The organism is Rossellomorea sp. GAMAL-10_SWC (genome assembly GCF_049568075.1).
Classification (GTDB): Bacteria; Bacillota; Bacilli; order Bacillales; family Bacillaceae_G; genus Gottfriedia.
On record NZ_CP144911.1, the window covers coordinates 1,838,437 to 1,856,678 of the forward strand.

16 protein-coding genes and 1 other annotated feature (1 of these 17 running past the window's edge) are annotated in these 18,242 nt (G+C 31.3%); of the genes, 11 read left to right on the plus strand and 5 right to left on the minus strand.

The features are described 5' to 3' along the window. Positions 1–15: a binding site (T-box leader), on the plus strand; it begins 196 nt to the left of the window's first position. A 145-nt stretch (positions 16–160) separates the two neighbouring features. From proS to V5E38_RS09045, 5 genes are all read left to right on the plus strand, one after another. Further along, a complete protein-coding gene (proS, locus tag V5E38_RS09025) occupies positions 161–1,594 on the plus strand; it encodes a proline--tRNA ligase (RefSeq protein WP_499213005.1) in 1,434 nt (477 codons plus the stop codon). 41 nt (positions 1,595–1,635) lie between these two features. Then, the gene (locus tag V5E38_RS09030) at positions 1,636–1,992 is read left to right on the plus strand and encodes a nuclear transport factor 2 family protein (protein ID WP_499213550.1); all 357 of its coding nucleotides are present in this window, start codon (positions 1,636–1,638) and stop codon (positions 1,990–1,992) included. A gap of 72 nt (positions 1,993–2,064) precedes the next feature. Further along, positions 2,065–2,295, plus strand: coding sequence for a MerR family transcriptional regulator (locus V5E38_RS09035; RefSeq protein ID WP_499213006.1), 231 nt, complete (start codon positions 2,065–2,067; stop codon positions 2,293–2,295). Between the two features lie 41 nt (positions 2,296–2,336). Then, complete coding sequence (putP, locus tag V5E38_RS09040) at positions 2,337–3,812, plus strand: SLC5/6 family protein (RefSeq protein ID WP_499213007.1); 1,476 nt, start codon at positions 2,337–2,339, stop codon at positions 3,810–3,812. Between the two features lie 186 nt (positions 3,813–3,998). Beyond that, positions 3,999–4,148: a hypothetical protein gene (locus V5E38_RS09045; RefSeq protein WP_176522586.1), complete on the plus strand. Its 150-nt coding sequence runs from the start codon at positions 3,999–4,001 to the stop codon at positions 4,146–4,148. Positions 4,149–4,270: 122 nt separating this feature from the next. Here the strand turns inward: V5E38_RS09045 and V5E38_RS09050 are convergent, their stop codons facing one another. Further along, positions 4,271–4,522 (minus strand): alpha/beta-type small acid-soluble spore protein, encoded by a 252-nt coding sequence (locus V5E38_RS09050; RefSeq protein WP_499213008.1) that lies wholly within the window; start codon positions 4,520–4,522, stop codon positions 4,271–4,273. 131 nt (positions 4,523–4,653) lie between these two features. On the opposite strand from V5E38_RS09050, the gene V5E38_RS09055 reads away from it, so the two are divergent. The 5 genes from V5E38_RS09055 to V5E38_RS09075 all read left to right on the plus strand — a co-directional run bounded on the left by V5E38_RS09055 (position 4,654) and on the right by V5E38_RS09075 (position 12,869). Further along, positions 4,654–5,061: a cytosolic protein gene (locus tag V5E38_RS09055; RefSeq protein WP_069033110.1), complete on the plus strand. Its 408-nt coding sequence runs from the start codon at positions 4,654–4,656 to the stop codon at positions 5,059–5,061. A 279-nt stretch (positions 5,062–5,340) separates the two neighbouring features. Beyond that, positions 5,341–6,240 carry a beta/alpha barrel domain-containing protein gene (locus V5E38_RS09060; RefSeq protein WP_499213009.1) on the plus strand — a complete coding sequence of 300 codons (900 nt, stop codon included), beginning with the start codon at positions 5,341–5,343 and terminating at the stop codon, positions 6,238–6,240. A gap of 94 nt (positions 6,241–6,334) precedes the next feature. Next, positions 6,335–7,114, plus strand: a complete 780-nt coding sequence (locus tag V5E38_RS09065) for an undecaprenyl-diphosphate phosphatase (protein WP_098233615.1) — start codon at positions 6,335–6,337, stop codon at positions 7,112–7,114. A gap of 399 nt (positions 7,115–7,513) precedes the next feature. Further along, complete coding sequence (locus V5E38_RS09070; protein ID WP_499213010.1) at positions 7,514–7,933, plus strand: hypothetical protein; 420 nt, start codon at positions 7,514–7,516, stop codon at positions 7,931–7,933. 13 nt (positions 7,934–7,946) lie between these two features. Then, on the plus strand, positions 7,947–12,869 hold the full coding sequence (locus tag V5E38_RS09075) for a DUF4132 domain-containing protein (protein ID WP_499213011.1): 4,923 nt from the start codon (positions 7,947–7,949) through the stop codon (positions 12,867–12,869). 58 nt (positions 12,870–12,927) lie between these two features. Here the strand turns inward: V5E38_RS09075 and ypeB are convergent, their stop codons facing one another. Together ypeB and sleB are read right to left on the minus strand one after the other, a co-directional pair. Further along, the gene (ypeB, locus tag V5E38_RS09080) at positions 12,928–14,253 is read right to left on the minus strand and encodes a germination protein YpeB (RefSeq protein WP_499213551.1); all 1,326 of its coding nucleotides are present in this window, start codon (positions 14,251–14,253) and stop codon (positions 12,928–12,930) included. Between the two features lie 15 nt (positions 14,254–14,268). Next, complete coding sequence (gene sleB / locus V5E38_RS09085; protein WP_499213012.1) at positions 14,269–15,087, minus strand: spore cortex-lytic enzyme; 819 nt, start codon at positions 15,085–15,087, stop codon at positions 14,269–14,271. A gap of 163 nt (positions 15,088–15,250) precedes the next feature. Here sleB and V5E38_RS09090 point away from each other — a divergent pair, with 163 nt between their 5' ends. After that, positions 15,251–15,589, plus strand: a complete 339-nt coding sequence (locus V5E38_RS09090; protein ID WP_499213013.1) for a DUF3889 domain-containing protein — start codon at positions 15,251–15,253, stop codon at positions 15,587–15,589. A gap of 568 nt (positions 15,590–16,157) precedes the next feature. Here the strand turns inward: V5E38_RS09090 and V5E38_RS09095 are convergent. Together V5E38_RS09095 and V5E38_RS09100 are read right to left on the minus strand one after the other, a co-directional pair. Then, positions 16,158–16,688 carry a hypothetical protein gene (locus V5E38_RS09095; RefSeq protein ID WP_499213014.1) on the minus strand — a complete coding sequence of 177 codons (531 nt, stop codon included), beginning with the start codon at positions 16,686–16,688 and terminating at the stop codon, positions 16,158–16,160. Between the two features lie 347 nt (positions 16,689–17,035). Beyond that, positions 17,036–18,196: a murein hydrolase activator EnvC family protein gene (locus V5E38_RS09100; protein WP_499213015.1), complete on the minus strand. Its 1,161-nt coding sequence runs from the start codon at positions 18,194–18,196 to the stop codon at positions 17,036–17,038. Positions 18,197–18,242: the final 46 nt, after the last annotated feature.

Here is an 18,242-nt window from a genome sequence, read left to right on the forward strand (position 1 = left end):
TGAATGGTCCCTTTTGATCATTCATGGCGTTTTTTGTTTTTCATCCGCTTATTTCGTATTTTCTATATAGTAATTAGGGTGGTAACGCCGAGAATGGTCCCTTTGGAGATTATTCTCGCGCGTTTTTTTATTTTCTAAAAAATGATTAGGAGTAGAGAAAATGACTACAAAAAAATTTGTTGAAGCAATTACAGATATGGATGTTGATTTTGCACAATGGTACACAGATATCGTAAAAAAAGCAGAATTAGTCGATTACTCAAGTGTTAAAGGTTGTATGATTTTAAGACCTTATGGTTATGCACTATGGGAAAATATCCAAAAAGAATTAGATTTTCAATTTAAACAAACAGATCATGAAAATGTATATATGCCATTATTTATCCCTAAATCTTTATTACAAAAAGAAGCTGATCATGTAGAAGGCTTTGCTCCTGAAGTCGCTTGGGTAACGCATGGTGGGCATGATGAATTAGCTGAACCATTAGCAGTTCGTCCTACATCAGAAACACTATTTTGTGAGCATTTTTCAAAAACAGTTGAAAGCTATAATGACTTACCAAAATTATATAATCAATGGTGCTCAGTTGTTCGATGGGAAAAAACAACAAGACCATTTTTAAGAACGACTGAATTCTTATGGCAAGAAGGTCATACAGCACATGCAACCGCTGAAGAAGCACAAGCTGAAACAATTCAAATGCTAAATGTTTATGCTAATTTCTTAGAAGACTTCTTAGCAATTCCTGTTATTAAAGGGCAAAAAACAGAAAAAGAAAAATTCGCAGGTGCAAAAGCTACTTACACAATTGAAAGCTTAATGCACGATGGGAAAGCATTACAAAGTGGTACATCTCATAACTTTGGAGATGGATTTGCAAAAGCATTTGATATTCAATACACAGATAAAAACTCTAAAAGACAATATGTTCACCAAACTTCTTGGGGTATGACAACAAGAGTAATCGGGGCTTTAATTATGGTTCACGGTGATAACAGCGGATTAGTATTACCTCCAAAAGTAGCTCCAACTCAAGTAATGGTTATTCCAATTGCTCAACATAAAGAAGGCGTTATTGAAAAAGCAACTGAATTAAAAAACCGTATTTCAAAGATTGCTCGAGTAAAAATTGATACTTCTGACAAAATGCCAGGCTGGAAATTTAACGAATATGAAATGAAAGGAATTCCAGTTCGTGTTGAAATTGGGCCAAAAGATATCGAAAAGAATCAAGCAGTTTTAGTAAGACGTGACACGCGAGAAAAAACGATTGTTTCATTAGACGCTTTAGAAGAAAATATTACAAAATTACTTGAAGAAATCCAAACAGCTCTTTACGAAAAAGCATTAAACAATCGTACAGAAAAAACATATGAAGCTACTTCAATGGTAGAGCTGAAGCAAATTAGTGATGAAAAACAAGGCTTCATTAAAGCAATGTGGTGTCAGGATCTAGCTTGTGAAGAACAAATAAAAGAAGAAGCTGGCTTAACTTCAAGATGTATTCCTTTTGAACAAGAACAACTTGCTGATACATGTGTATGCTGTGGAAAGAAAACGGATGTAATGGTCTATTGGGGTAAAGCTTACTAATTCAATATCAATCTAAATAAAACGAAGAAGGTGAACGAATGATGGAAAGCTTAGATTTTTTAAAAGAGCATCTTTGTATGTTAGAAGAAAAATTACTTAAACCAGAAATTCGCACCTCACAAAATGAACTAAAAAATCTACTAGCCGATGAATTTTTTGAATTCGGAAGTTCAGGTAGAGTTTTATATAAAAATGATCAATTAGAAAATGGCATTGGAATCGTAAAAATGACATTAAGTGATTTTGAAATTCATCCATTATCAGATGAAATTACACTTGTTACTTACCGAATATTTAATGAAATAAAAAAACGACATTCCTTACGTAGTTCAATTTGGAAGTTTAAAGACGGTCAATGGAAAATGTATTTTCATCAGGGCACACCAACAGAGTTTTAGGTAATTGTAAAGAATAACAAACAAAAGAACATTTTCAATGAAAAGTAAGAATGATTAGGTAAGGAGAACAAAATGTATATAACAATTAAAGAAACAGCGGAATACTTGGATCTTGATGAATCTTATATTCACCAATTAATTCAAGAACGAAAAATAAGAGCAGTCCATGATGGTGAACAATATTTAATCTACAAAGAGCAATTTAATAATCATTTAGAACAAATGGAAAAAGCAAAAAAAATGATTGCTGATTACTATAACGAACCAATTCCTGAAGACCTAGATGTAAAGGATGAAGATTAAAATAAAATCAGATTGTAAGAGTTTTAAAACGGGGGGATAAAATGGATACGCAAGTACTCATATCAATTTCTATTTACTTTATTTTTATGTTAGCTATAGGTGTTTACGCTTATAAAAAATCTACTGATAGTTTATCTGAGTATATGCTTGGTGATCGTGGTCTTGGACCTGCAGTTACTGCTCTTTCAGCTGGTGCAGCTGATATGAGTGGATGGATGTTAATGGGATTACCTGGTGCAATGTACGCGACTGGTATCTCATCTGCTTGGATTGCTATTGGATTGACGATTGGAGCATATTTAAACTATTTACTTTTAGCACCTCGACTACGTGTATTTACTGAAGTAGCCGATAATTCAATTACAATACCAAATTTCTTTGAAAAAAGATTCCAAGATTCAACTCGAATTTTAAGAATTACTTCAGCTGTTGTTATTATCATTTTCTTTACACTTTATTGCTCAGCTGGTTTTGTATCTGGAGGTACATTATTTGAGTCAGCCTTTGGAATCGATTATAAAGTAGGATTAATTGTCACAGCTGCTGTTGTAATTGCCTATACATTATTTGGTGGGTTCTTAGCTGTAAGTTTAACAGATTTCGTTCAAGGTCTAATTATGTTTATTGCATTAATTTTAGTACCACTTGTTGCTTTTACAGATGTAGGTGGAGTAAAGCCTGCTTTCGATGAAATTAAAAATATAGACCCTAAGTTATTAAATATCTTTACTGGAACCTCATTTATTGGAATTGTTTCTTTACTTGCTTGGGGATTAGGGTATTTTGGACAACCTCATATTATTGTTCGATTTATGGCGATTTCAACTGTAAAGGAATTAAAGCCAGCGCGTCGAATTGGTATGGGATGGATGATTTTTACGATTGCTGGTGCAACATTAACAGGACTAGTTGGAATTGCATATATTTCAGTTAACAATTTAACATTAAATGATCCAGAAACAATTTTTATCTTTTTCTCAAAAACATTATTTCATCCACTAATTACGGGATTCTTGTTATCTGCGATACTTGCAGCGATTATGAGTACTATCTCATCTCAACTTTTAGTAACTGCAAGTGCTTTAACAGAAGATCTTTATCGTATCTTTGGTAAAAAGAATGCATCTGATAAAGAGCTCGTTCGAATTGGTAGATTAGCTGTATTAATCGTTGCGATTGTATCATTACTTTTATCGTTAACACCTAATGATACGATTCTAAATCTTGTTGGTAATGCCTGGGCAGGCTTCGGTGCTGCATTTGGTCCAGCTATATTATTAAGTTTATTTTGGAAAAGAATGACTAGCTGGGGTGCACTTGCAGGCATGGTAGTAGGGGCAGCAACTGTTATCATTTGGATCAGCGTGGATGCGATTAAAGAAGCGATTAACTTATATGAAATGGTTCCAGGTTTCTTTTTCAGCTTATTAGCAGTTATTATAGTTAGTCTTTTAACTTCAAATACAAATCCAAAAGTAGAAAAGCAATTTGAGGAAATGGAAAAACGACTAGCATAAAACAAAAGGATATTTTCAAAATGTTTAATCAGTAGAAATAGGAGCGTGCTATGCACACTCCTATTTTTTTATTTTTGATTCTTTTTGGAAATAATTCACAATTGAATAAAACGTACACTTTGTATACAATTTTTATATAAGACAGAAAATTAAAATTTAAATGGTACGTTAAGGGGTGTTGTATATATGAAAAAGGAAGTAATGATTATAGTCCCCATCCTTATTATAATATCAGTTGCATTAAGCATGAATAACGCTTATCACGAAATGGTTTTTACAGGTGTAGGAGAAGGTTTTACTGATTTTGTGAAATATATTGTTCATGGACTTTTCTAATAATTTTTATAAATCGTAAAAAATCCCTGTCTCCTTTATTGGTTACAGGGTTATTTTTAATTAGGGATCCTTAATTTACTTGTCTCAAATAGTTGTTATGACAATCGCTACCTGTTATACCTTTACCGTTTATTCAAATTCTCCTGCGCCATTCTAACTAATTCTTTCACCATATTCCCACCAATCCGTCCACCAACTTTACCGTTTTCATGAGACGTTAAATTTCCATTATATCCTTTCGTTAAAGGAACTCCAACTTCTTCAGCAGCTTCGAACTTAGCATCTTCAGGATTAGATGTATGCATTACTTTAGCTTTTAAAACATCTAAAGCTTTTCTAGATTCAGGAACTAAGATTTTATTTTTTCTACTCATCAAACCCACTCCTTTTAGTTGTAGATTTCCCGTTTATTGATTTTTTTAATTATGGAAATAATTGCTATAAAATAGGGAATGTTACATAATGAAGACATGCGTTGATTAATCGATATAAAAGGAGAATGATGATGAAATCTTTTAATGTAACATTTCACAAAGAAGATAATGTAGATAATATGTTAATCCAAAAATTGAATGACGAGGAATACCATAAGTCTACTGAAGGTGGAACTAGACATTTATTCGAAATCGATACGAATATAGGCTTTTTTGTGTTTTTAGATTCTGAGGATAATGAAGGAAATGTATCTCATTTAGTTCTTCAATATAATGAAGAAGATGAAGAACCAGTTGCTTGCTATTCATTTGCAATGAAAGATTTTTATGAATTCATGGCATTATATTTAAATGATTTAGAATTCGTTGATGAAACTTCTGAAGAAGAGGAAGTTGAACTGGATGCTTCTAGTTCAATTCATCATTTAGTTCATCTATTATTCCATGTAATTGAAGAAGGCGAAGATTTAGAAGTATAAATTACCAAATAAATGAATTTTCTTCCAAAAAATGCCGAGTTTATATCTTTGAAAATGGATATTTATGCAAAGTATGGAAGTTTCACTAATTTATTTTGGTTAGTAATTAAATACTATTATTTCAAAAAAAGCACTTGATATTTTTATCAAGAGCTTTTTTTATTTTAAGGCTTCTACTTTGTCTATCATAAATAACTTTCGACTCAAGTAAAATTTAAACAAGGATATTTACAGAGGAGCTTGTAAAAAAAATAAAAAGTAGAATAGGAGTCGATCATATTGAATTTGCCACAGTCTGTATTTATAAAAGAAATTGGACCTCGTATTAATTTTCAATATGGATCACGATTATCTATTGACCAAAAATTACAATGGATTAACTATCTGATTGATAGTGGAATAAATCATATCGAAGTATCCACTTTAATGAATTTTCCGAATAAACAACAGTTTAGTGAAGCTACCGAATTAGTATTGAAGCTAAAAAGAGATCATCACCTAACATATGGAGTATTAGTACCAAATAAAAGAAGTTTAATGAGAGCATTTGTTGTAGATGCAGATGAAATTAACTTTTTTATCTCAACAAGTGAGTCATATAATGTTAAAGTTAAAAATTGCTCGATCACTCAATCATTGAAAGATATAAAAGAGATGACAAAAGTAACGAAAGATTATGAAAAGCTATCGCGTGCTTATATTACAACGGTATTTGATTGTCACGATGAAAAAGTAAGTCATCAAAAAGCCATCGATTTAGCATCGCGCTTATTAGATGATGGTGTGGAGGCGTTATCATTTGTTGATACGGTCGGAAAAGTAACACCTCAACAAGTTAAGTTATTTTTAGAGGATTTATTAATAAAAATACCGAAAGAGCGTTGTTCGATGCAATTTTATAATACTTATGGGAATGGCATTTCAAACATCTATACTTCACTTTCGTATGGGATACAGCGGTTTGAATCAGCAAATGGAGGGTTCGGAGGTTGTTTTCCTTCTAATGAACAAAATAGAATGATTGAAACGGAAGATTTTATTTCATTTTTACATCGACTTAATATTTCAACTGATGTCGACGAAGTAAAACTACTAGACGCTACAAACTATATTTCAACCCAATTAAACGAAGAGCCTACTAGTAAGTTATTTTCAAGTTACCATCCTAAAAGCATCTAACATGATGCTTTTTTATTTTGTTTTTAATAATTTGGACAAGAATTGAATTTTTTTTGCATATAATTTACTAATTTGAATGAAAGGAGATTTGATTATGTCTAACTTTGAAGCAATTATATTAGGCATCATTCAAGGGTTAACCGAATTTCTCCCAATCAGTAGTACCGGTCATTTATATATTGGTAGACATTTATTCGGGTTAGATGAGGCAGGCTTATTATTAGATACGTTAATGCATATTGGTACTTTATTAGCAGTTTTTGTTTTTTACAGTAAAGAATGGAAAGGTTTGATCAAAAAACCTTTTTCGAAATTAACTTTATTACTATTTGTAGGAACATTACCCGCTGTAATTGTAGGCTTATTATTTAAAGATTTTTTTGATGAGATTTCTGTATCGGGTAAAACGATTGGGTGGGAGTTTATTTTTACTGGTATTATTTTATTTATTGCTGACAAAAGGAGAAAGGGAAAGAAAACAATGGAGGAACTAACATGGGTTGATGCCTTATTCATCGGCTCATTTCAAGCACTTGCTATATTTCCAGCGGTTTCTCGTTCAGGATTAACGATCGCTGCAGCATTATTTAAAGGAATGGAACGAAAAAGCGCTGCTTATTTTTCATTCTTACTATCTACTCCAGCAATTTTAGGTGGAATCGTATTCCAAGGAAAAGATCTTCTAGGCGGAAACGCGGAGCAAATTGCGTTTTTCCCACTATTTCTAGGAACATTAGCCGCAAGCCTATTCGGTTATTTAGCCATCAGTTGGATGATCAATTTATTGAAAAAACAATCACTGAATATTTTTGGCTATTATGTTATTTTTTTAGGGGTTAGTATCGTTGTGCTTCAGTATTTGAAGATATTTTAATACTTTATATGGATAAAAAAAGAACAGAATCTACTGCTCTTAGTGTGTAGACAAAGTACAAAAAACTTGATTTTCAGACTGATTGCAAGCGCTTGTCTTTCGAGGCGCGAAGCTTGGTGAGGAGCGGAGTTACCCTTGAAGGTAATGAGCACCGCAGACAGACGAAGCAACGAAGAAAGCGAGCGTTTGTCAACAGTCTGAGAGCAGAATCTACTGCTCTTTTATTCATTAAATAAATTTCATGATGTTTATTTAGAAGTTAAATCCTTGGTACAAACGCCAAGGACTATTGTTGTTTTATTAAAATCTGTTTAAATAAAGGATTTTTAATAATTAATAGATTTCAAGTTACCAAATTATCAACTAAAATTAAAGTATCACCTTACAGGAGAAAGACAGATGCAGATTTTTATTACTCTAAAGAGTTTATCTAGACGAAAAGGATTTATAGAAAAAAAACCATTTGAAATTGAAAAAAAACCATTAACCGTTGAAGATTTAATCCAAGAACTACTCTCAATAAACGTAAATTCATTTAATCAAAAAGAAATCGGAATTCCGTTTCTTCCTTATCTAACTCAGGACGAAATCAATATGAAATCAACGGTCGGTAAGATTGGGTTTAATGAGATCAATAATGATACGAGTGCTAATGTAAAGGAAGCAATATCTACTGCTTTACTAGCATTCCAAGACGGCTTATTTAAAGTATTTTTAAATGATAATGAAATAGAAAGTCTTCAAGAAAACATTGACTTACATGAAAATGACGAGTTTACATTTATAAAATTAACGATGCTGTCTGGCCGTATGTGGTAGAAAGGAATTCAACATGAATCAATATAAAGAATATTATCAAAGCTTAGAAGAAAAATTACATTTACTTGACGGAGATCATTTAAAAATTGCTAGATTAATGATTAATGGTGCAAAAAGTAGTTCTTATTACAATCACGATTATGTTAACCCAATCAGAAAATTGCTTTCCGCTAATCCAAACTTAACTAAAAACGAATACTTCGAACCTATTCGATTTATTATAAAATCTTTATTAGGTGAACAAGAATTAAACAAATTTGATTATATTCTAGCTCATGTAATTGATTTTCCACATTCAGAAAGTTATTATAGAAGACCTTTTCGAACGAAGGATATGGCAGTACATACAAAAAAAGTGATCGAAAAATCATTTGAATTAGTACGATGGAATCAGCACGATGTGAATTTAAAAACGCTTCTAACCACACCCTCTGAATTAAGTGAAGACTATGATTACCATTCCATATTAAGTGATTTGATTGCTTATGAACTTGACCATGAAAATGAAGAAATAAAAAATTCACTACAAGAAATTATTTACGGTGAAAATAATACGGCTTTACTAAGTAGATGGATGATTAAAGGGATGTTTAAATCTCATAAACAGGAAAGCTATGAAGATTTGGGTAAATTACTTTTAGCTGCGGGTCTACAAGAAGGCTTAAGACAAAATATAGTAGAAACAATGGATGAAGGTACTATCGATGGAATGAAGTTTCTTCTTCAAATAATTATTGAGAATAATTTAACACGTTTTAGTTCGATTGTAAGAGCACTAGCCGTTTGGACTGGTGTTGAATTTGAGTCGAATAATAAAAGAATCGTGAATCAAGTTATTACCTATATTTCTTTAGCATTAAATAACGAAGATATACGAAATGATTGGACTTCTCAAAATAATGTAGATCAGCTGTATATTTCTTTATGGGCTAAAGGTGTATATGAGGAAGCTGATTTAATCAATGAAATTAGTCTGATTTTAACAAACGGCTTACATTATCAAAAAGTAGTTGCACATTATTTAATTGGCCAATTAGAAAATAAACCACTTATTTATTCTCTATTAACGAATCATTTCGAACAAACAGATATAGAATTGCAAGCCTGGACGATTAAAAATTATCCATATCGTTGTTCAACGAGATATAACTTTTTAAGTGGAAATGAAAATAAATTTTTATATTATAAAGAACCGCTTTTACAAGATAAACATGTTCGTACTAAGCAGTTCAATTATTTTTGTAATCTCGTAGAACATGGTCCTAAAGCAAACAAAGTACTAAATTCCAGCGCATTTAAACAGATGGAAATAACCTATTCACCGGATACGATTATTCAAATTTTAATCTATTTAACAGCGTATGATTTAGATCATAATTGGATTGCTCAACTAATGGAGTACAAAAAATATATGAGCGCTGAAACTAGGTCTCAGTTCTTAGACTATTTTATCGTAAATATTGATGACCCAACTCAAAAGGAATATCTTTTTAATGCTTTATCAGATAGAAGTGTATTAATAAGAGAAGAAGCTATCGCTAAAATTAAAAAAATAACGTCTTTAAACGACTCTGATATCACACGAATTGAGGCATTACTTACGCTTAAAACACCATTAGTTAGACAAGAAGCAATCCATTTACTATTAAAGCTTAAGGACAACCAGTTAAAAGAATCGTTAAAACGTTTATTGAGTAGTAAGAAAGCTCAACAACGTCTTGGGGCATTAGATATTGTAAACCAAACGAAAGAACATAACGTACACAAATCCAACTTTGATCAATATAAGGAATTACTCCATTTAATTTCTAATCCAACGGAAAATGAGCGGTTGCAGATTGATAAATTAACAAAGCAAGAATGGAACGAAAAAAATGGATTTGGTTTATATGACCCAAGTAAAATTAGGCCAGTTCGAAAGCTTGAAATTGAAAAATCATACCAACAAAAAGAATGGTTTACACTTAATAAAGCTACAATTTTATCTTTTCTAAATGGTTTAACGGAGCTAATACATGAAAATAAAGATTATGAATTTGAAATCGAATATTGGGATGGACAGAAAGAATTCGTTTTATTAGGTAGTCATATAGAGATGATAAGACATTATAAATCAGATGACTTAAAAATGATAGATCAATTACCTTTACCTGATGTTTGGAAAAACTATTTGATTTCTAGTGGTCTTCGTACCAACCAAATAATTGAATTATGGTTTTATTTAAATGGACATGACTTAGTAAATTACTACGATCATACATTTAACCCTTGGGATTATAAGTATCGAAATTATGATTTAACTGATGAAGAAAATCTTACTCCATTAAATAGCCGTCAGAAAGACTTACTTACTTCTTTTTTTCCTATTTCGAGCTTAAAAAAAGTAGGCAAAACGATTGTTGAGCTGAATTACGAACAACAAATTAGAAGTATTATCGAAGCATATTTTAATGATCTGCCTAAAGAAGATAAATTCCATTATCTATTAAATCAACTAAAGTCGTTTTCAATACTCATTGCAAATGGATCAAATTGGCTTAAGATTTATGATTATTTGTCTGAGTCGCTAATTGAATGGTTAGAAGAATCAATTTATGACGATGAATCATTTATTGAGTACTATGAATATAAAAATTATCTTTACCATTACTGTAAAAAGCGTTTATTTAAACACTCACCAGAGGATTTAATACGTGCTTACACTTTAAATGTAATAGATGAAAATGAGCTTCTTAAAGAAATTCTGAGTGATCCAAAACGAACTAAATTCTTTAGGGAAATCTATGTTGAAAACAGTGAATTAGTAAAGAAATACCCTGAAATCACTAAAATAGCACAAAAAATACTAGACAGGGTTTTAGAGATTGAATTAAAGCGGGGAGATTTAGCAACGAGTGTATCGAATTTTGCTGGTGGGATTGATTATTTTGAAGGTACTTCTTACTTTGTTCAAATTCTTGAAAGGCTTGGCGATGAAGGATTTGTTCGAGGATATTTTTATGCAAGTGGTGAAGAAATTTCTAAGAAAGAATCGTTTAGTTCATTGTTAAAAGCATGTTATCCGAATGAACACGATCATGTTGAAATCCTATTTAAGTTATTAAATGCTAAAGAAATATCAGAAAAACGTTTACTTGAAGCTGCGATGTATGCGCCGCAATGGCTTGATCTCGTTTCTGACTATTTAAATTGCAACGGGTTAAAAAGTGCTGCATGGTATTTCCATGCACATATTAACGAAGATTTTGAGGATAAAAAGGCTGCGATCGTCGCACATTACTCTCCAATTGAGCCTATTCAATTTAATGATGGTGCATTTGACATTAATTGGTTTACTGAGGCGTATAAAGAGTTAGGATCAGAACGTTTTGAGATCCTTTACGATTGCGCCAAATATATTTCAGGTGGAGCAAATCACCGTAGATCACAATTATTTGCTGATGCTGTTCTTGGAAAATTAAATTTAGAAAATCTAAAGACTTCTGTAGTCGATAAACGAAATAAAGAGCACTTATTATGCTATAGTTTAGTTCCTTTAGATAATTCAACTACAAAAGATTTAGTTATACGCTATGAATTTATTCAACAATTTTTAAAGGAAAGCAAACAGTATGGAGCCCAAAGAAGAGCTAGTGAAACGAAAATAGTCGAAATTGCATTAGGAAATCTAGCTAGAAATGCTGGCTATTCAGATACCATTCGAATGACATGGGATTTAGAATCTAAAAAGGCGGAGGAATATATCACCTATTTTGAACCCAAAAAGATTGATGAACTAATGATTAGACTTGAATTAAATGAAAAAGGATCAGTTAATTTCATCATTGATAAAAACGACAAAGCTTTAAAATCCATTCCAGCTAAATATAAAAAGCATGAGTATATTTTGAAATTGACTGAAGTAAAGAAAGAAATTAAAGATCAATTAAGAAGAGCAAAAACTGAGTTAGAAAAATCGATGATTTCAGAAACGATATTTACAGTTAAAGAGTTAGAGAATTTGACTAAAAATATGATTGTAAAACAACTAATGAGTAAGCTTTTATTTGTGAATGAAAATAAAATTGGATTTTTTGAAGATAACAAGCTGATAAGTCCAAATGGTAACGAATATCAACTAAGCGATTCGGATTTCTTAAAAATTGCACATCCTACACATTTATATAAGAACGGTAAGTGGAGTGAATGTCAAAAATTTATTTTTGAAAATAAAATCGTTCAACCTTTTAAACAAGTTTTCCGAGAAGTATATTTACCAACTATTGATGAATTAGCAAATGGTAAAATTTCGAGAAGATATGAAGGGCATCAGGTACAACCAAGAAAAACCGTGTCGTTATTAAAAAGCCGTTTATGGACAGCAAGTTACGAAGAGGGATTACAGAAGGTTTTTTATAAGGAAAATATTATTGTTAAGATTTATGCTGCAGCGGATTGGTTTTCGCCATCAGATGTTGAAGCACCTACATTAGAGACCATAGAATTTATTAATCGTAAAACATATGAAAACATTTTAATTGAGGATATACCGACTATTATTTTCTCTGAGGTAATGAGAGATGTTGATTTGGTTGTAAGTATAGCTCATGTTGGAGGAGTAGATCCCGAGGCAAGTTTATCAACCATTGAAATGCGAAAAGCAATTATTCATGAGTCACTTAGATTAATGAAAATCTCAAATGTTGATTTCTCTCAAAATCATGCAAAAATAGATGGAAAACTTGGTGAATACAACGTACATCTTGGAAGTGGAAACACTTATAAGAATGCGAAAGGAGCTTTATATATTATCCCAGTTCATTCACAGCATAGAGGGAAAATCTTTTTACCATTTATTGATGAGGATCCAAAAACAGCCGAAATTTTATCAAAAATTGTTTTATTAGCTCAGGATCAAAAAATTAAAGATCCGAACATATTAATACAATTAAATTAAATCGTTTCTACATAAAAAAGCACAGGAAGTAATAAACCTGTGCTTTTATTGATATCCCTCAAAGTTTTTTAACCTTTTCTTCATCACCAGTCGTTGCATTTATAAAGATATCATATGTATCGTGATTATATGTACCTAAAAATTCATAAGTAAGAACTTCTTTATTAAAATCATTTAAGATAACAGCTAAACGTTCTTCTTCAACTTTAACATTTTTATTAAGCTTTGCTTTTGCTTGCTCAAGTGTAAGCTTAGGAGTAGGGATTTTACGTACATGGTTTGACGTAATATAGTTTTTAGCATTAAATCCGATGATTTGACCGTTATCTAATGCAACCTTTAATTGAATTGCTTCTGGATAGATGCGTACGTCATCAATTGATTTAACCATTTGAAGTACGCCAATCGTATCGTATTGTGAACTATCATATAATTCCATGTTCTTATAGTTTTTTGAATTTAAATAGCTTAAACCTTTTTTCACTGCATCGTCTAAACTGATTTGCTGTTTCGCTATTGGTCTATTTGTAATAAAGAAGATTGGCAAGCCAGCAGTTTCAGTTATTTCCATATACGTATCAGCTACTGGGTGATTGTGAGCCATCGAAACTGAGTAAAAAGGTTCAAATCGTTTATTATCACTTTGACTTCTAGTTACTTGGATTTTCGTTACATTTTTGAGCGGTACAGCGTCTTCAGCAATTTTTTTAGCTTCATTTTCATCAATTTTTTTACCAGTTAACTTCTTTAAGCCTTTAGATTCTTCTTGACCATTTGAAAACGTTGGACCAAAATCATTGTTTGTAGTTGCTTTTACTTGTTCAATATGTTTAAAACCATCCACGATACTATTGTCTCGAGATGCTTTTTTTTCTTCAGACATTTGATCAACATCAATCCAACTTAAGTTTTTATTCATGATGTTTGTTTGTACATTACGTAGACCATCTTGAATTTTTTCAGATGTTGAATAAATTTTTCGTAAAGAATCATATTCCTTTGCAGTTAAAGGTTCTTTATTTAAATCTCGCACCGCTGTTTTATAGCTAAAGTTTGCAACGCCAGTTAAAAAGGCCTGCGTTTTATCAAAAGGCACAAATTTTAGTGGTAATTGTGCAATGTCAGATTTAGATTGAATCGAAATACGCCATACATCTGCCAAAGCAGGGGAGAGAGACGTTCTTGAATTCATAGCTAAAGTCGTACCGATTTTATCGTGTAATAAATCCATATCAAATGTTAATTCATTAAAAGCTCTCTGATAATTATTTTCGGCTCTTAAGTTCATTTCTTTCAGTTCGCGATTTTTCGAATATCCCCAGTAACCAGATCCGATTAGAGCGACTGCTAAAGCACCGGCAACAATCCAACTACCTTTCATAATTACACCTCACTACAATTATTTGCAAAAAATATGTTGGCCAATTGTTAAAATGATAGGGCGGCCACGAATCCATTGGTTTGTTGCTGTTTTAGGATTGTAGTAATAAATACATCCTGTGGTTGGATCCCATCCATTTATTGCATCAATCACAGCTTTTTTAGCCTGAGCATTAGGTGTTAAATTAATTTGACCGTCTGCTACTGCTGTAAAAGCACCAGGTTGATAAATCACCCCAGCTATTGAATTTGGAAAAGATGCATTTGTTAAACGATTTAAAATGACTGCAGCAACAGCAACTTGCCCAATATATGGCTCACCACGTGATTCTCCATATACAGCATTCGCCATTAATTTAATGTCGTTATCTGTATAACCGTTTGGTGCATTCGCAATTGGTTTGTTATTTGGTTTTGCATTCGAATTATTAGGTTTATTTGTATTAGGTTTAGCCGGTTTATTGTTGGAAGCATTATTATTTGCTGTATTATTGGCCGAACTACCTTTATAATTTTTAGTTGCTTTTGTCAGTTTTTCTTTTAATTTTGTTCCTGCGACACCATCAACCTTCATACCAAATTCCTTTTGAAAATTACGAAGAGCCCAATATGTATTCCAGCCAAAAACTCCATCAGCTTTATCGTCCAGAAACCCTATAAATATAAGTCGCTCTTGAAGCTCCTTAACATCATCGCCAGTTGAACCACGGCTGAGTACTTGACTACTAAAAGCATTAACTTCTTTTTTAGGGGGTAAGTAAATATTTAAAGTAATCAGTGAAATACATATTATGCATAAGATAATAAATCCAGTTTTAAAGTGAAAATTCTTTTGCAAAATAAATCCTCCTTAATCAAATACATATAGGATTACTATTTGTAAAAAATTTCTTTTTATTAGTAAAATGCGTAAAAACTGATATAAATTGCACAAACAAGAAACGGATAGATAGTGCAGAGGGGTCGAATAGTAAGGATAGGAGCAAAAAGGAGGAGGTATTATGAAAAGAAAATTTAGAGCCATTTTCATTTTCTCATTCTTATTTTGTATTTTTTGCAAAGTAAACCCAGCTACTGCACAACCAGTTTATGAGCCTCCATATGCTAAATGGGGGAAAATTGCAGTTGAAACAACAATCCAAAGATATCCGCAAGCGGATGTAATAGATTATTTACACATTGGTAGAGAACAAAAAACACCAACAGTCTCAATAGAAAAATTCAAATTATGGTTAAGATTAAAAGATGGAAGCAGGGAATTCGGGGTATATGTAAATGTAGAATTTGAACCAAGAACAGAAAGATACTTAGGAATTACATATACTGAAACGGATCGTTAAGTAACTAACTTTAAAAAACATCGCTTAAACGTGATGTTTTTTATTGGAACACATATTGTGAGGGATATCACATGAAGAAATTTTAAAGGAGAGTATATATTAAAGGAAATATATTTTTAAAAATAGAGCTTATTAAGGGTTACAAATATTATTTTTAATGATGGAACGGTAATTGAAATCAAATAAAAAGTTAACATAATTAGTGCATGAAATAAACGATAAAAAGTTTGAATTGTTGTAGAAACTAAAATCAAATAAACTAATATAATTTTTATTTTTTTTGAAAAATTTTTTATAAATTAATTTTACTCATATGTTAAATGATTTAATTACAATATAGAATTTGTTATTTATAAATTAGTTAGTATTTAAACTATTGAATTGATTTTTTGATCTGATTATTCAAATTGATGATTTTTTTCGTTTTATCTCAAAACACTAAGAATACTTGTTTATTGAGATGGAAAATAGTGATTTCACTTTAACTTCCTATAATATATATTATGTAAACTAGAATAAATCAATATTAAAAGGATGGCAATTTTATACCACCCTACTATTGAACAAGTTAAAAAGTTGTTCCTCGATATACGTATACTGATTCATATCCAGGATATTTTCCAGAGTTACTTAAATGTGAATTATCTAAAACGCGTACCCCAGCATCTGTAATTGCAATAGCTCCAATCTCTCCTACATTACAGTCCAGTGTTTGAACACGATTTATTTCATTTTTGATTTCTTGAATAATCAACTTTGCAAATCGTTTTCGATCCATGTGGTTTTGGTTAACTATAATATTAGCCAAATATATATATACGGTTTCACCTTTTTTATATGGCATAATATAGTCGCACAATTTGTTTTCGTCTAACTCATGAGCTAACAGCGCTTCAAATGTTGATTTTTCTAACGGAAAAAAAGCAATAAAACCTTGAATTTCTCCATTACATTCAAGCACACGGTAAATTTCCTGATTTCGTTCCCATGCGACTGTCGCAAATTCGTTAGTTACTAACCAGTCAGTTGTATACTCACTAGCATCAAGTTCGATGAGACTGTCAAAATCACTTTTAGTTGCAAATCGCATTTGCTCCATATACTTCATCCTCTCTAGTAAGTATAGACAATGATTGCGATCCGATGAAAAATTCAGAACTTGTCATTTGGTAAATTGTTACTTTAATTACTCCTGAACACATAAAAACTCTTTCGATAGTAAATCTAAGATTTACTATATTTTTCACTTATTTATATTTCAATACAATTAAAATAGTACACCATCTAAAGAATTGTTCGTACACTATTCCCGTATTATCTAAAATCATCCATCCTTCTCAAGAATCCATATCTCTTTATGCGATAAACATCCTTCATATATCTTTCCAATATCAAAAACAGCCTAGCTAAAAATAGGCTGTTTACTGTTTATAGATTGTTAAAAGCTTAAAAATTAATATACTTTGCTGGGTTAACAGCGTTTGATTTTGCCTCATTCCATTGACCATCATGCAATTCAAAATGAAGATGCTTACCAAAAGAATGTCCTGTATTTCCCATCATTCCAATTTTTTGTCCTTTTGAAACAGTTTGCCCTGCTGAGACTTGATAATTTTGCATATGAGCATAAACTGATGTAAATACTTTTCCTTTAATATTATGTGTAATAAAGACAACATTACCATAACTAGATGAATGGTAAGCTCGTATTACAACGCCATTTGCTACTGAGACAATCGGTGTACTTCCATTTTTAGCAATATCTACGCCAAAATGCGTTTCATGATCAAATGATCGATATCCAAAACCTGAAGATAAATAGCCTTCCGCTGGTCGAGTAAATTTACCACCTGAAATACTTGAAGCGACTTTTATTGCTTTTTCCTGTTCTTTTAATAGATCTTCCTGTTCTTCTAAACTTAAAATATCCTGTTCCTTTTCAGATACATCATCCTTAAGTTTGCTTAGAATAGCATTCATTTGAATTTCTTGATTAACAAGTGAACGTTCTAAATTTTGAAGATCTTTTTTATCATTTTCCAACTTATGTTGAGTTAACATAAAGTCTTTCTTTTTTAATTCAACTTTTTCAATATCGTTTTGTTGTTCCTTAACGATGTCTTGGTCAGCATTCATAAATTTACCAATAGCGTTTATTCGTTGAACTAAATCACCAATACCTTTTGCATCAAAAATAACGTCTAAATATGAGTTATTTCCACCTGATTTTTGTATTGTAACTAAACGATTATTTATAATTACTTGACGTTGATCTAAACGTTTTTGTAATTCCTCTATTTCAGCTTGTAATTTTTCTATTTCTTTTTTGCCATTTATTAATTCTGCCTCTTTTTGACTCTTCTTTATTTTTGCATTCTCAATTGATGTGTTAATTGTATCTAAAGAGTTTAATAACAATTTTTTTTGATCATTTAGTTGATCCATCTCATTTTTTGCTTTTTGTGCTTCTTCTTGAACTTTTACTCGTTTATCTTGAATACTCTTAATCTTTGTATTATTTATATTCTCTGCAAGTACACCATTTGGAAGTATAGTAAATGATAAACTTGCAGCTACTAATATTAATTTATTAATAATTCGTTTCATCGTTATCTCCCTAAGCTTGACATATACTTATATATGTTAACTTAGA

What these genes read in the sequence shown, in the direction of transcription:
- V5E38_RS09055 (WP_069033110.1), top strand. Translation starts at nt 4,654, where the DNA reads ATGAAATCTTTTAATGTAACATTTCACAAAGAAGATAATGTAGATAAT.
- V5E38_RS09075 (WP_499213011.1), top strand. Translation starts at nt 7,947, where the DNA reads ATGAATCAATATAAAGAATATTATCAAAGCTTAGAAGAAAAATTACAT.
- putP (WP_499213007.1), top strand. Translation starts at nt 2,337, where the DNA reads ATGGATACGCAAGTACTCATATCAATTTCTATTTACTTTATTTTTATG.
- proS (WP_499213005.1), top strand. Translation starts at nt 161, where the DNA reads ATGACTACAAAAAAATTTGTTGAAGCAATTACAGATATGGATGTTGAT.
- V5E38_RS09090 (WP_499213013.1), top strand. Translation starts at nt 15,251, where the DNA reads ATGAAAAGAAAATTTAGAGCCATTTTCATTTTCTCATTCTTATTTTGT.
- V5E38_RS09070 (WP_499213010.1), top strand. Translation starts at nt 7,514, where the DNA reads ATGCAGATTTTTATTACTCTAAAGAGTTTATCTAGACGAAAAGGATTT.
- V5E38_RS09045 (WP_176522586.1), top strand. Translation starts at nt 3,999, where the DNA reads ATGAAAAAGGAAGTAATGATTATAGTCCCCATCCTTATTATAATATCA.
- V5E38_RS09035 (WP_499213006.1), top strand. Translation starts at nt 2,065, where the DNA reads ATGTATATAACAATTAAAGAAACAGCGGAATACTTGGATCTTGATGAA.
- V5E38_RS09100 (WP_499213015.1), bottom strand. Translation starts at nt 18,196, where the DNA reads ATGAAACGAATTATTAATAAATTAATATTAGTAGCTGCAAGTTTATCA.
- V5E38_RS09065 (WP_098233615.1), top strand. Translation starts at nt 6,335, where the DNA reads ATGTCTAACTTTGAAGCAATTATATTAGGCATCATTCAAGGGTTAACC.
- V5E38_RS09050 (WP_499213008.1), bottom strand. Translation starts at nt 4,522, where the DNA reads ATGAGTAGAAAAAATAAAATCTTAGTTCCTGAATCTAGAAAAGCTTTA.
- V5E38_RS09030 (WP_499213550.1), top strand. Translation starts at nt 1,636, where the DNA reads ATGGAAAGCTTAGATTTTTTAAAAGAGCATCTTTGTATGTTAGAAGAA.
- V5E38_RS09095 (WP_499213014.1), bottom strand. Translation starts at nt 16,688, where the DNA reads ATGGAGCAAATGCGATTTGCAACTAAAAGTGATTTTGACAGTCTCATC.